This window comes from Actinacidiphila alni, assembly GCF_900112845.1.
GTDB classification, from domain to species: Bacteria; Actinomycetota; Actinomycetes; order Streptomycetales; family Streptomycetaceae; genus Actinacidiphila; species Actinacidiphila alni.
Window position 1 is genome coordinate 306,725 of record NZ_FONG01000002.1, and the last position, 14,575, is coordinate 321,299.

Annotated in this window: 9 protein-coding genes; 1 reads left to right on the forward strand and 8 read right to left on the reverse strand. The window is 70.8% G+C overall.

What is annotated here, in order from left to right:
• Window positions 1-72: 72 nt before the first annotated feature.
• The 5 genes from BM076_RS04235 to BM076_RS04255 all read right to left on the reverse strand — a co-directional run bounded on the left by BM076_RS04235 (window position 73) and on the right by BM076_RS04255 (window position 8,806).
• Complete coding sequence (locus tag BM076_RS04235) at window positions 73-942, reverse strand: anti-sigma factor (protein WP_093711971.1); 870 nt, start codon at window positions 940-942, stop codon at window positions 73-75.
• Window positions 939-1,610: an RNA polymerase sigma factor SigM gene (gene sigM / locus BM076_RS04240; protein ID WP_093711972.1), complete on the reverse strand. Its 672-nt coding sequence runs from the start codon at window positions 1,608-1,610 to the stop codon at window positions 939-941. The genes BM076_RS04235 and sigM overlap by 4 nt, the downstream gene beginning before the upstream one ends.
• A 59-nt stretch (window positions 1,611-1,669) precedes the next feature.
• Complete coding sequence (locus tag BM076_RS04245) at window positions 1,670-3,736, reverse strand: protein kinase family protein (RefSeq protein ID WP_093711973.1); 2,067 nt, start codon at window positions 3,734-3,736, stop codon at window positions 1,670-1,672.
• Window positions 3,737-3,866: 130 nt separating this feature from the next.
• Complete coding sequence (murJ, locus tag BM076_RS04250; protein ID WP_093711974.1) at window positions 3,867-6,437, reverse strand: murein biosynthesis integral membrane protein MurJ; 2,571 nt, start codon at window positions 6,435-6,437, stop codon at window positions 3,867-3,869.
• A 26-nt stretch (window positions 6,438-6,463) separates the two neighbouring features.
• Entirely contained in the window at window positions 6,464-8,806 is a 2,343-nt protein-coding gene (locus BM076_RS04255; protein WP_245795708.1) for a DUF6049 family protein, read from the reverse strand.
• Between the two features lie 242 nt (window positions 8,807-9,048).
• Here BM076_RS04255 and BM076_RS04260 point away from each other — a divergent pair, with 242 nt between their 5' ends.
• Entirely contained in the window at window positions 9,049-10,488 is a 1,440-nt protein-coding gene (locus BM076_RS04260; protein ID WP_093711975.1) for a CCA tRNA nucleotidyltransferase, read from the forward strand.
• 104 nt (window positions 10,489-10,592) lie between these two features.
• On the opposite strand, the gene BM076_RS04265 is transcribed toward BM076_RS04260, so the two are convergent.
• From BM076_RS04265 to BM076_RS04275, 3 genes are all read right to left on the reverse strand, one after another.
• The gene (locus BM076_RS04265; protein ID WP_093711976.1) at window positions 10,593-11,897 is read right to left on the reverse strand and encodes an MFS transporter; all 1,305 of its coding nucleotides are present in this window, start codon (window positions 11,895-11,897) and stop codon (window positions 10,593-10,595) included.
• 119 nt (window positions 11,898-12,016) lie between these two features.
• Entirely contained in the window at window positions 12,017-13,099 is a 1,083-nt protein-coding gene (locus BM076_RS04270) for an inositol-3-phosphate synthase (RefSeq protein ID WP_093711977.1), read from the reverse strand.
• 23 nt (window positions 13,100-13,122) lie between these two features.
• Window positions 13,123-13,767: a PadR family transcriptional regulator gene (locus BM076_RS04275; protein WP_093711978.1), complete on the reverse strand. Its 645-nt coding sequence runs from the start codon at window positions 13,765-13,767 to the stop codon at window positions 13,123-13,125.
• Window positions 13,768-14,575: the final 808 nt, after the last annotated feature.

Consider the following 14,575-nt stretch of genomic DNA (forward strand, 5'->3'; position numbering starts at 1 on the left):
ACTGCTGCGGGGGCCCTGGCTGGACTCTCGTCCTGCCTAACGGATCCTACGGGTCCAGCATTCCCGGGGCGGTCAGCGTGGATAGGTGTTCCGGTAGAGCACCGCTCCGGGGCTGGTCGCCGTACAGGAGGCACCGACGACAAAGGCGTCCACGAGGGAGCTGTTCCCGGGGTGCGGCAACAGGACGAGATAGGAGTCCGTGCCGCGGAAGGACTCGGGCCCGGCCGCCACCGGCGGGTCGGTGCGCTGGGTGGCCTTGAGTACACACTCGGGGACCGTGGGCACCGCGGGATTCGGCGGCTGCTTCGTACTGTCCCCGCCGGACACACCGGGACCGCTGAGCATCGGTGAATTCGGCTTCGCGCTCTCCGGGGAGACGGCCTTGTCCCGCAGTAGCCGCTGAACCTGCGCGGCGATCGGATCGGCGGCGGCGTCCGCCTTCTTGGCCGAGCTGGCGCTGTCGTTGTTGCTGCTGGAAATGCCGTTTCCGCCGGCCTGGTAGAGAACGACACCCAGCCCGACGACCGCCACGCTGGACGCGACGGCGATCAGCCCACGACGCCAGCGCCGGGCCCGGCCGGTGCGGCCCGGGCCGGTCGGGGCGGCGGCATGGCCTTCGGGAGCGCTCGATGTTCCACGTGGAACATGAACGGGAGTTGGTGTTCCACGTGGAACATCCGGCTCCGTGGCGGCGAGCACCGCTTCGGCGGCGAGGGCCGCGTCGATCCGTCCGGCGATGTCGGCGGGCATCCGCTGCGGTCCCGGCAGGGTGCCGAGCAGGCCCCTGATCTCCTCCAGAGAGGTCTGGACGTCGGCGCACAGCTCGCACTCCGCGATATGGGCGCGTACCGCTGTGGCGCGTTCGGGACGCAGCAGGCCCTCGGTCAGATCGGAGATCTCGGTGACCTCGGGGTGTGCGTCCTGGTCCGCAGTCGATGTCACCGCTCTTCACCTCCGCCCTGGTCCGGCCCTGTCAGTGGGACGGATGTCCCCTCCGCCCGGTTCCTTCCCCCGCCCCGGTCGGCGCTACCCGTACCCGACGTGCGCAGATGGGTGAGGAGCGGCAGCAGTTTCGCCCGGCCGCGCGCGCACCGGCTCTTGACCGTACCGGTGGGCACATCCAGCACCGCGGCGGCCTCGGCCACCGAGTAGCCCTGCATGTCGACCAGGACCAGGACGGCCCGCTGATCGGGCGGCAGGGTGGTGAGCGCCGCGATCAGCTCCCGGTGGAGTTCGTCCCGCTCGGCGGGGACCTCCGCGGATTCGTGGGGTTCGAGCAACGACTCGAAGTTCTGCTCGTCGGCCACGGTCGCGGTCCTGCGGGAGGCGGTCTTGCGGGCCCGGTCCAGGCAGGCGTTCACCGTGATGCGGTGCAGCCACGTCGTGACGGCGGACTGGCCCCGGAAGGTGTGGGCGGCCCGGAAGGCCGACACCAAGGCGTCCTGCACGGCGTCGGCGGCCTCCTCGCGGTCGCCCAGCGTCCGCAGCGCCACCGCCCACAGCCGGTCCCGGTGGCGGCGCACCAGCTCGCCGAAGGCGTCGGGATCGCCCGCCACATGCCGGGCGAGGAGATCGGCGTCGGCGACATCGCCGAGCGGATGTGACTCCAAGGCCGTTCTCCCCCGTCCCCTGTGGGTGTCGCCGTGGGTCCCGCCACGCGACCGGTCCGTCAGCCGGTCACGCTGATCTCGGAGATCTTGCCACGGAAGCCGCCGTCGGCGGGCGGCAGATGCGTCAGCCACACCAACAGATACCGGGTGGTGAGATCCGCCGTCGGCTTGAACGTCACCTTGGCGCCCGAACCGTCGGCGACCTTGGCGAAACCGCTCAAGTCGGTCGGCATGGCGGAACTCGCCTTGGGGGCCGCGAGCAGCTGGGCGGTGGTGTCGTCACCGATGAAGTCGACCGTCACCGTGCTCACGTGCTTGGCGCTGCCCAGGTCGACGACCACGCCGACACCCGGCTTGAGATTGCCGAGATCGGCCCCGTTGTACCGCAACGTCTGCCAGAACGTGCCGGCGTCACCGTCGTCGGCGTTGGGGAGGCTCTCCGGATTCTCCGTACCGTCGCCGTTCGGGTCGAAGTCCTTCAGACCGGCGATCTTCAGCGGGCTCGGGGCAGCGGCGGTGGTGGGATCCTGGCCGGCCTTCTGGCCGGTCGGTGTGTGGCCGGCGGGCTGGTCCTCGCGGGACTTGAGCGCGTCCGCGAGCTGCCAGCTGCCGAGGCCGATGGCGACCAGCAGCAGCGCCGACACGGCCCACTTCAAGGCCCGTCCCGTACGGCCCGGCAGCGCGGGCGGCGGGGTGGCGGCCGGGACCGGCGGCGCGGGAACACCGGGCGGCGCCGGCGGCTGCCGGAAGGCGGCGACCGGGTAGACCGGCGGCGCCTGCTCGGGCGGCCGGATCCGCGGAATGCCCGCGACGGCCTTCGCCAGCTCCTCCGGTGTCGTGCACGGCGGCTCCTGCCGGGAGGCCGTCGCCCCGTCGTTGACGAGCGCGCGCATGGCCAGCTCGGACAGTCCGCGGTGCACGCCCGCGCGTACCTGGTCGGGGGCGACCAGGCCGACGCCCTTGGGCAGCCCTGCCAGGCCGTGCGCGTCCTCCTCGTACGGCCAGCGCTGGGTGAGGGAGGCGTAGAGCAGTGCGCCGATCGCCTCGGTGTCCTGCCGCTGCGGGCGGTCGGAGCTGAGCCCGCGCAGGGCCGCGGCGACCGCGAGGCCGCGGATCCGGTACTGGCCGGAGACGGTGCGCAGCACCGCGCCCGGGTCGAGCCGCAGGTGCGCCAGGCCCTCGCGGTGCGCGGCGGCCATGCCCTGGGAGACCTGGCTGACCATCTGGTACGCCTCGTGCGGCTCCAGCGCGCCGGCCGCCAGCAGGTCGGCCAGCGACGAGGCGTCGGGCAGCCACTCGTGGATCACATAGACCAGGTCGTTCTCCTCGACGGCGTCGAGGACCTGGACGAAGCGGGGATCGCCGAGCAGCGCCGCGGACCGGGCGGCGGCGAGCACCTGCCGGGCCCGCCGGTGATCGGCGGGCAGCACATGGATGCCGACCGCCCTGCGCAGCTTCTCGTCGACGGCGCGCCAGCTGCTGAAGCCGTCGATCCGTGTCACGCACTCCGCGAGCTGGTAGCGCCGGGCCAGCTTGTGGCCGCTGTGCAGATCCGGCTGGGCGCTGCGCGCGGGCTTGGCGGCGGGTTTGGCGGTGCCGGCGGCCTTCTCCGTACCCGCGGGTTTGGCCGTACCGGGAGCCTTGGCCGTGGCGGTGGTCCTGACGGCCTTGGTCGTACCGGTGGCGGTGGCAGCCTTGGCCGCGCCTGTGGCGGCCTTTCCGGCCTTGGTGGCGGTCCTGGTCCCCTTGACGTCCGCGGTGGCCGTGAGGGCGACTGTGGGGCTTTCCCGGGTGTCCGTGGCGAGGAGTTCGGCGGTGGCCTGCGGGTCGTCACGGCCGTCGGGCCGGTCCGCGCCGCCGGCCGGGCTGCGGCTGTCGGACCGGTCGCGGCTGTCGTCGCCCTCGTCCTCGCCCTCGTCCTCGCTCTCGCCGTCGTGCTCGTCTTCGCGCTCGGCCGTGAGCTCGCCCTTGTGGTCGTCCTGGGATCGTGTGCCGGAGTCGGCGCTGCTGCTGGTCTGGTCGTCCGTCGTCGTCCCGTCGGGCGTGGCGCCGTTGTGCTGAGCGGCGAGCGGGGACTCGCCACCCTCATTGGCCACTCCGACGGCGGCCGTGCTCCGATCCGCCACCGTCGTTCCTGCCTCCCCATCCATTGCGCGATCCCACGTCGAGCCGATGACAATTGTGCCCACAGTCCGGCTCTATGCACGACACACGGCGGACCACGATGGTTGCCCGCCATGCTGCGGCGGAGTTCGTTCAGCGGCCGAGCCGACCTCGCACCATCCCGATCATCGCGGTCATCTCCTCGATCCTCATCCGCTTCGCGGCGAAGACGAAGATGCCGAGCAGCAGCGCACCGCCGACCACGAGGGCGGCCAGTGCCCCCGCCACCCCGCTGCCCAGCGCGCCGATGACCACGTACACCGCCAGACCCGCGACCAGGGCGGCCGGGATGCAGGCACCGGTGAGCCGGGCGTAGGTCCGCACCACACGCTTGCCGTCGAGGTCGCCGTGCAGCCGCGCCCGCAGCCTCTTGGCGGCTACCCCGACTCCCACGGCGTACGCGATGCCGTAGGCGCCCGCCATGCCGACCACGGCCCAGCGGGACGGCAGGATCAGGAAGCACAGCGCCGCCGCGGCGGCGTTCACGGCGGCCACGACGACCGTGTTGTAGAAAGGCGTCCGCGTGTCCTCGAAGGCGTAGAAGCCGCGCAGGATCACGTACTGCACCGAGAACGGGATCAGGCCGGCGCCGAAGGCCATCAGGATGAATCCGATGTTGCGCGCGGAGTCGGTGCCGGTGCTCGCGTAGAGCAGGCTGCACATCGGCACGCCCAGCGCCAGGAAGGCGAAGGCGGCGGGCACGATGGCCACGGCCGAGGTCCGCAGGCCGTAGGAGATGTCGTCGCGGACCGCCCTGATGTCGCCGTCGGCGGCGGCCCGGGAGATCCGCGGCAGCACCGCCGCCATCACCGACACGGTGATGATCGCCTGCGGCATCTGCCAGATCAGCAGGGCGTTGTTGTACGCGGTGATGCCGGTGCCCTGGTTGCCGCTCTTGTCGGCGTTGATGCCGGCGGCGGTGGCGAGCTGGGTGACGACGATCAGGCCGGCCTGGTTGGCCAGGACGAAGAAGAACGTCCACTTGGCGAGCTTGGCGGCCTTGCCCAGGCCGTGGCCGCGCCAGTCGAAGCGCGGCCGGAATTTGAAGCCCGCGTCCCGCAGGTACGGCAGCATCGCCAGCGACTGCACCGTCAGGCCGAGCAGGGTGCCGATGCCGAGCAGCCGGGCGCCCTCGGGGGTGATGGTCGTCGCGTCCATCCGGGTGGTGCTGTAGGAGCCGTACACCCAGATGAACATGCCGAAGCTGAAGATCACCACGATGTTGTTGAGGACCGGGGTCCACATCATGGCGCCGAATTTGCCGCGCGCGTTGAGCACCTGGCCCATCACCACGTGCACGCCCATGAAGAAGATCGTCGGCAGGCAGTAGCGGGCGAAGGTGACGGCGACGTCGTAGGTGTCGGGGTTGTCGGCGATCTTCGCGGACATCAGCCGGATCAGCAGCGGCGCGGCGATCACCGTGACCGCCACGATGCCGCCGAGCACCACCATCACGACGGTGAGCAGCCGGTTCGCGTACGCGGTGCCGCCGTCGTCGTCGTCCTTCATGGCGCGTACGAGCTGCGGGACGAACACCGAGTTGAGGCCGCCGCCGATGGTGAGGATGTAGATCATCGTCGGCAACGTGTTGGCGACGGCATAGGAGTCGCCGAGGGTGGCCACACCGATCGCGGCGGCGATCACCAGGGTGCGGACGAAGCCGGTGAGGCGCGACACCAGGGTGCCGGCCGCCATCAGCGCGCTGGACCTGAGGATGTTGCCGGCGCGTGTGCTGGTGGTGCTCTCCGCCGGGCGCGGCGGCCTGGCGGCCATCGGCGGCGCGGCGGGGATGATCGGGATCTGTCCCGTGGCGTCCAGCGCCGACACCGGCTCGCCGATGTACGACGGGGTGTACGCGTACTGCGCGGGCTGCTGTTGCTGCTGTCCCGGATACGGCAGATTCGCGTAGCCGTACAGCGGATCGGCGTACCGCGGGTCCGCGTAGCCCTGGTCGGCGTAGCGCTGGTCCTGATACGCGGCCTGGCCGTACGCCGGGTCCTCGTAGGCGGGCTCGGCGTATCCGGTCTCCGCGTTGTCCGCGGGCGCCTGCTGGTACTGCTGCTGGTACGCCTGCGGTGCCTGCTGGTGCTGCTGGGGGTAGCCGTAGCCCTGCTGGACGCGCGGGTCGTGCTGCGGCTGCGGCCGCTGCGGCTGCGGGGCCGGCTGCTGATACTGCTGCTGGTACGCCTGCGGGGGTTGCTGCTGCGGGTAGCCGTAGCCCTGCTGGACGCGCGGGTCCTGCTGCGGTGGTTGCTGCTGCTGGGGCGGCGGGGCCGTACCGGGGCGCTGGTCGCGGAAGAGGTGCTCGAAGGCGTCGTAGCCGTCCGGCTGCTGCCCCTGGCCGTCCTGCTGCCGGTCCTGGGGCGTGCCGCCGACCAGATCGTCCACACCGACGTAGCGCGTGCCCGAGTTGTCGCCGTAGGGCATCTGCGGGTACGCCGACGGCTGGTGCTGCGGATACTCCTGGCCGTACGGCGGCGGAGGGTGCGCGGCACGGTCGTACAGCGCCTCGCCCACCGGATCCTGCGCGGCGGGGTCCTGCTGCTGGTACGGGTCGTAGGCGTAGGTGTTCTGCAGATACGGGTCAGGGGGTGAGGGACGCTGCTCGGGCGATGGAGGCATCTGGCCCGCAGAGTCGCGATCACCGTCATACGGCGCGTTCATCAGTGCCCCACCTTATTGTCCGCCGGCTATCCCTCCACCTTCTCACCAGTCGGGGACAGCTCCACGCTTTCCCGACCGGTGTCATCGGTGTCAGCGCCAGGGTCACCCGGCTGCCCGGGATCGCCGTCGTCCTGCCCGCCGCCGCCGTCTCCCTCCCCGCCGTCGTCCGCGGCCGCCGCCTGTCGCTTCCGCTGACGGTAGATGCGTACGCCCGCCAGCACCAGAAGGAGCAGCCCCGCCGCGATGATCAGCATCACCAGGTCGGTGACCTTGGTGATCTTGACGTCGAAGGCGACGATCTTGGTGTTCTGGTAGAGGGCGCCCTGCGTGGTGTAGAGCGCCGCGGTGACTTTGACCCGGCCGTTGGCACTGGCCTTCGTCTGGAACTTCAGGGTACGGGTGTGGCCGCCCTCGATGGTGATCGGCTGCTGGGAGTTCTTGATCTCCAGGCGGATGTCGGTGTTGGACGTGAGCCGCAGCACAAGGCCGGTGATGGGCTGGTTCAGCTCGTTCTTCACCGTGACCGGGATGGTGCCGCTGCGGCCGGAGAGCGTGAGCGTGGTCTTGGGCAGGATGTGCACCGCGTTGATCAGGTCCTGCAGATAGTCGCCCATCGAGTTGGCGAACGTCACAGCCCCGCCGGAGTCACCGCGCCATCCGGTCGACATCGCCCGCAGCACCGAGGTGCCGAACGGCACCGTCACCTTGTCCTTGTCGGTAAGGATCGGGACGAAGCTGTTCAGGCCGCCCTGTGTGGTGGCGATCAGGTCGAAGACGTCCTTGCTCAGTTCCTGCTTGCGCAGGGACTTCGGATACCGCTTGGCCGAGGGCACCTTGCGGTTGGCGGCCGGGTCGGCCTTGGCCTTGGCGACGGTGTCGAAGTCGGCGGTGGCGGCCCACGGGCTGGTGTCGACGGCGCCGATCGCCTCGGCCATCGCCTGCGCCTGGGAGACCGCCGGCATCCGTTCCGGGGTCACCAGCAGGGTGCGCTGTATCTCCGGCGCCTGCATGGTGATCATCAGCGTCTGGGCGATGAAGTCCTGCACGGCGAGGTTGGCGTTCTCGGCGTGCAGCATGTCGCCGTCGAAGTCGGTGGACAGCGGGGCGTCGGCGACCACCGCGGTGACGCCGTGGCCGATCGGGCGGGCCGCGTTGGGCGTGTAGCTGAGGGTGTCGCCCTCCACGATGCTGTCGCTGCGGGCGATGATCCGCCGCGCCCCCGCGGTACGGGCGACCGAGACGATGTCGGGGTCGACGGCCCCGTCCACCGGCCACGCCACGTCCGAGGTGGCCTTCACCCCGAGGACGGTCTCGACGGTGCCCGCGCCCAGTTCTGCCGCGGTCTTGAGGTGGTTGCGGGTGCCGGACACCTTCAGGCCGACGTGCGCGACCGACGCCAGGTCGGTGTCGCCGAACGGCAGCGCGATCACCTGGTCGCCCGCGACGGCGCTCTTGAGCGCGTTGAGCCACGCCTTGGCCACCGCGGTGCCGGTGCCCTCGGTGGTCCTGGTGATGTCGCCGCCGGGGCCCGCGACCCGGTAGGGCTTGGTCATGAAGTCGACGGAGGCGAGCAGATCCGGGTCGATGGCCCAGGTCACCGGCAGCGACTTGGCCAGGTCCACCATCTGCTGCAGCCGCCCGCCGGGCGCCAACTCCTTGGCCAGGTCGTCGTCGAGGAAGATCGGGCTCTGCTCGGAGTCGGTGTCACCGCGGGCCGACACGTGCGGCCGGTCGGTCAGCGGCCACAGATAGCCGATCTGGGTGGCCTTCGCGGCCGCCGAGTCGCCGTCGTACCAGGGCAGGAAGGTGCGCTGGATGCCGAGGACGTGCTCACCTGGCTCGGCGGCCGTCTCGCCGTTCAGCGTGACACCCAACTGGTAGACGCCCGCCGCGTCCAGGCCCAGCGACTTCACCGGGACCTTCAGGGCGAAGGGCGCGCTCTGCCCGGCCGGGATCTTCGCGACGCCGACCGTGTGGCCGTCGATCTCCGAGCCGTCCAGGTAGCTGGTGAAGCCGCTGCGGGCCGTGGCGCTCTTCATGGCGCTGCGGGACGTCAGGGGGCCGCCGGGGGCGATCCTGACGCCGACGTGGGCGTCGGTGATCGTCGACTTGCTGTTGTTGGTGACCGTGCCGGAGACGGTGACGGAGCCGTCCTTGGCCGGCACCCGCGGATCGACCTTTGTGAGGGTCACCGCGGCGGTACGGGAGCCGCTGCCGGTGGCGGCGTGCGCGCCGGGCGCACCGGCCGTCTGGACGATCTGCAGCAGCCCGGCCAGCAGCGCGCCTCCGGCGACGACCGCGACGGCCCGCAGCAGCCGTGGCGGGCGTGCCGACGGGGGTCTTCCGGGTGCCTGTGCCGCCTCGCCCACGCGTTCGCCCGTCCCTCGTTGTCGGTCTCGTCGTCGGTGTCGTCGTCGCTGTCGACGGCCGGTGTCGGTCGGCGTCGGTCGACGTCCGCCCGGCCATCTGCTGTGCGTCGAGATGTGCGTGCTGGCATGTTAACGATCGGCGCTGTGCCTAAGTGCTGCGGAGTCCGGGGAAGGACCCGGATACCGGCCCCGAGGGGAAACCCGGCAGCCGCGGGCGTCGCGGACCCGTACCCTTTGACGTTGTGCCGAACGTCAACCACGCCGCTCAGACCCCTCGGGCCCACCACCAGGTCGCGCCCGTCGCCGAGGAACTCGGCCGCCGATTCCGCGACGCCGGATTCCGGCTCGCCCTCGTCGGCGGTTCCGTCCGGGACACCCTGCTCGGCAGACTCGGCAACGACCTCGACTTCACCACCGACGCCCGCCCCGAGCAGGTGCTGAAGATCCTGCGCCCGTGGGCCGACTCGCTGTGGGAGGTCGGTATCGCCTTCGGCACGGTCGGCGCGATGAAGGACGCCCTCGACGGAGACGTCGGGAGGAGCTTCCAGATCGAGGTGACGACGTACCGCTCCGAGGCGTACGACCGCACCTCGCGCAAGCCCGAGGTCTCCTACGGCGACACCATCGAGGAGGACCTGGTCCGCCGGGACTTCACGGTGAACGCGATGGCGGTGGCGCTGCCCGAGGGCGACTTCGTCGACCCGTACGGCGGCCTCGACGATCTCGCGGCCCGCGTGCTGCGGACCCCGGGCACCCCGGAGGCGTCCTTCTCCGACGACCCGCTGCGGATGCTGCGTGCCGCCCGGTTCTCCGCCCAGCTCGACTTCGAGGTCGCCCCCGAGGTGGTCGCCGCGATGTCGGCGATGGCCGACCGGATCGCGATCGTCTCCGCCGAGCGGATCAGGGACGAGCTGAACAAGCTGATCCTGTCGGAGCACCCGCGCAAGGGGCTGCGGCTGCTGGTCGACACCGGTCTCGCCGACCGGGTGCTGCCCGAGCTGTCCGCGCTGCGGCTGGAGCGTGACGAGCACTTCCGGCACAAGGACGTCTACGAGCACTCGCTGACGGTGCTGGAGCAGGCGATCGACCTGGAGACGGACGGCCCGGACCTGGTGCTGCGGCTGGCCGCGCTGCTGCACGACATCGGCAAGCCGAAGACCCGCCGCTTCGAGACGGACGGCCGGGTCTCCTTCCACCACCACGAAGTGGTGGGCGCCAAGCTGACCAAGGCCCGGCTGACCCAGCTGAAGTACTCCAACGACCTGGTGAAGGACGTCTCCCGGCTGGTGGAGCTGCACCTGCGGTTCCACGGCTACGGCAGCGGCGAGTGGACGGACTCGGCCGTCCGGCGGTACGTCCGGGACGCCGGCCCGCAGCTATCCCGGCTGCACAAGCTGACCCGTTCGGACTGCACCACCCGCAACAAGCGCAAGGCCGCCGCGCTCTCCCGTACGTACGACGCACTGGAGGCGCGGATCGCCGAACTCCAGGAGCGGGAGGAGCTGGACGCGATCCGGCCCGACCTCGACGGCAACCGGATCATGTCCGTCCTGGGTATCCCGCCGGGCCCGCAGGTCGGCAAGGCGTACCAGCACATGCTGGAACTCCGGCTGGAGAACGGTCCGATGTCCGACGACGAGGCCGTCGCCGCGCTCCAGGACTGGTGGGCCGGGCAGCAGTAAGGACACCGAGGGGGGCGATGTTCCACGTGGAACATCGCCCCCTCCGCGCGCGCCCGCATGTTCCACGTGGAACATCGAGGCACCCTCGATTCACGCAGCCCTGCTCACGCCGTCCGTTGTTCCACGTGGAACATGCGGCCCATCGTGACCGCCACCGCCGCGTAGACCAGTGCGAGCGCCAGGACGAGCGTCGAGGAACGTCCGTCGGACGGCAGCACCAGGGCGGAGACCGCGGCGGCGCCCACGAAGGCGACATTGAAGGCGACGTCGTAGAGGGAGAAGACCCGGCCGCGGTACGCGTCGTCGACATCGGTCTGCACCACGGTGTCGGTGGCGATCTTGGCGCCCTGGGTGGTGACGCCGAGGACGAAGGCGGCGGCCATCATCGGCGTCACGGCGAAGGCGAGCGAGAGCGGCGGCAGCAGCACCGCGGAGGCGGCCGCGCACAGGGTGATCCAGCCCCCGGTCCCGAAGCGTGCGGTGGCCCATGGGGTGAAGACGGCGGCGGCGAAGAAACCGGCCGCCGACAGGCCGACCGCCAGACCGAGCAGGGCAAGGCCGTCGGTGTCACCGGAGCCGCCGGCGCCGTCCGAGCCGTCGGACCACGCGTAGCGGCTGAGCATCAGCAAGGTGACCGTGAGCGCGCCGTAGCAGAAGCGCATCGCGGTGACCGCGCCCATCGCCCGCCGGGCCGCGGGCCGCCGCCGCAGGTGCTGCCAGCCGTCGGCCAGCCCCTGGGCGGTGCCCGCCAGTGCGGTGCGCAGCCGCGGCTGCACCTGCGCCGGGTCGGGGCCGAGCCGGTCGCGGTCCAGCCGCAGCGCGGCCAGGCCCGCCGTCAGATAGATCCCGGCGCCCAGCAGGACGGTCGCCGCATTCGCCCCCGCGCCCTCGGCCAGGAAGAGATGGACGACAAAGGCGATGCCGCCGCCGGCGGTCGCCGCGAGGGTGCCCGCGGTCGGGGACAGCGCGTTGGCCATCACCAGCCGGTCCTCGTCCACCACGCGCGGCAGCGCGGCCGACAGGCCGGCCAGCACGAAGCGGTTGACGGCGGTCACCGACAGCGCGGAGAGATAGAAGAGCCAGTCCGGCACATGGAGCAGGATCAGCACGGCTGTCCCGCAGGACAGCACGGCCCGCAGCAGATTGCAGTACAGCAGCACCTGGCGGCGCCGCCAGCGGTCCAGCAGCACCCCGGTGAACGGTCCGAGCAGCGAGTACGGCAGCAGCAGCACGGCCATCGCGGAGGCGATCGCGCCGGGCGAGGTCTGTTTCTCCGGGGAGAACACCACATAGGCGGCCAGCGCGACCTGGAAGACGCCGTCGGAGAGCTGGGACAGCAGGCGTACCGCGAGCAGCCGCCGGAAGCCGGTCAGCCGGAGCAGTACGCGGAAATCGCGCACAACAGCCATGGTCACAGGGCACAGCCTCACACGACACGGAAGGCCCCGGGTACGCGACCCGGGGCCTTTCCTCATGCGGTGCGTGTCGTGCGGTGCGCGTCAGCCCGCCGCACGGCGTGCGGTGCGGATCAGCGCTCGACCTCGCCGCGGATGAACTTCTCCACGTTGTCGCGGGCCTCGTCGTCGAAGTACTGCACCGGCGGGGACTTCATCAGGTAGGAGGACGCCGACAGGATCGGGCCACCGATACCGCGGTCCTTGGCGATCTTCGCCGCACGGATCGCGTCGATGATGACACCCGCGGAGTTCGGGGAGTCCCAGACCTCGAGCTTGTACTCCAGGTTCAGCGGGACGTCACCGAAGGCACGGCCCTCGAGGCGGACGTACGCCCACTTGCGGTCGTCCAGCCAGGCCACGTAGTCCGACGGGCCGATGTGGACGTTCTTGGCGCCCAGGTCGCGGTCCGGGATCTGCGAGGTGACGGCCTGCGTCTTGGAGATCTTCTTGGACTCCAGACGCTCGCGCTCGAGCATGTTCTTGAAGTCCATGTTGCCGCCCACGTTGAGCTGCATGGTGCGCTCGAGGATGACACCGCGGTCCTCGAAGAGCTTCGCCATGACGCGGTGCGTGATGGTGGCGCCGACCTGGGACTTGATGTCGTCACCGACGATCGGGACACCGGCCTCGGTGAACTTGTCCGCCCACTCCTTGGTGCCGGCGATGAAGACCGGGAGGGCGTTGACGAAGGCGACCTTGGCGTCGATGGCGCACTGGGCGTAGTACTTCGCCGCGACCTCGGAGCCGACCGGCAGGTAGCAGACCAGGACGTCGACCTGGCGGTCCTTGAGGATCTGGACGATGTCGACCGGGGCCTCGGTGGACTCCTCGATGGTCTCGCGGTAGTACTTGCCGAGGCCGTCGTTGGTGTGGCCGCGCTGCACGGTCAGACCGGTCTGCGGGACGTCGCAGATCTTGATGGTGTTGTTCTCGCTGGCGCCGATGGCGTCCGCGAGGTCGAGGCCGACCTTCTTCGCGTCGACATCGAAGGCGGCCACGAACTCGACGTCACGCACGTGGTAGTCGCCGAACTGCACGTGCATGAGACCAGGCACCTTGCTGTCCGGGTCGGCGTCCTTGTAGTACTCGACACCCTGCACCAGCGACGCGGCGCAGTTGCCTACGCCAACGATGGCTACGCGAACCGAACCCATACCGGTTGCTCCCTGTGTAATCGTCACGCGGTTCCCCGGCTTTCGGGTCGGCCGCCGTTCTCTTGGTTGTTGTCGTGTGTGTCCTGCTCGGAGTCCGGGCGCGTGGTGTCGCGTCCGGCCCGCTCGGTCTCGATCAGCTCGTTGAGCCAGCGGACCTCGCGCTCCACCGATTCCATGCCGTGCCGCTGCAGTTCGAGCGTGTAGTCGTCGAGCCGCTCGCGGGTACGGGCCAGTGAGCCGCGCATCTTCTCCAGGCGTTCCTCAAGGCGGCTGCGCCGCCCCTCGAGGACCCGCATCCTGACGTCCTTCGACGTCTGGCCGAAGAAGGCGAACCGGGCGGCGAAGTGCTCGTCCTCCCAGGCGTCGGGACCGGAGGCGGCGAGCAGCTCCTCGAAGTGCTCCTTGCCCGCGGCCGTCAGCCGGTAGACGATCTTCGCCCGGCGGCCGGCGAGGCCGGTCGTCGGCGGACCGCTGTCCACCACCGACTCCTCGATCAGCCACCCCTGCGTGACCAGCGTCTTCAGACAGGGATACAGACTCCCGTAGCTGAAGGCGCGGAACACCCCGAGCGAGGTGTTGAGCCGCTTGCGCAGCTCGTAGCCGTGCATGGGGGACTCGCGCAGCAGACCGAGAACCGCGAATTCGAGGATTCCGGAGCGCTTGCTCAATCCCTCGTCCCCTCGTTCCGGCCGGTCCGACGCTGTCCCGTACTGTGTGCCGACCCGATGCCCCTGCCGACGGTCCCAGCGATGTATCCGTCTGATGTGTCGGCGTGATGTATCGAGTCGATACATCGGGACGATAGAACGCTTCGACACATCACGCAAGGCGGTGCACGGTGACCGGTGTCACAGCGGGTGTCACAAGATGAAACCTGTGAGGCGTCAACCGTCCGTTATGTGATGAACGTTCGCCGGGTGGGTCTTTTGACCGTGCGTACTCTGTTCGCCATGCAGAGCACCGGGAACCCCACGACGTCCGCGAGCGTCTTGGTCCTGGGTGCAGTGCGGCCCGACCCAGCCGCACTCAGGGGGACAGACCGGAAAGTCATCGATGCCTTCAGGCGATCCCGCCTGTGTAGGAGTAGCTGTTCATGAGCGAGCACCGTCGCAAGCAGCCGCCGCAGTCGCCCCCGGGCGGCCGCGCCGCCGCCCGGCGCGGAGGACAGCAGCCGACGCCCCCGGCGTCCGGCGGCCGACGAGCGGCCGGTGGCCCCCCCACCGGTTCCCGTAGCGCGATGTCCAGCGGCGGTCTGCCGCCCGGCGGACCCGGCGGTCCGCCCACCGGCTACGGCGCTGGCCCCGGCGGCTCCGGCGGTCCCGGCGGTTCCCCCGCGGGCGGCGCCCCGTACGAAGGACGCGCCGCGGCCCGCCGCGCCGCACAGGGCCGCGGCGGCGGTGGCAACGGCAACGGAGGCGGCCGGCGCAGAGGCACCGGCGGCCCCGGTGGCCCCGACGGCGGTGCGGGCCGCGGCCC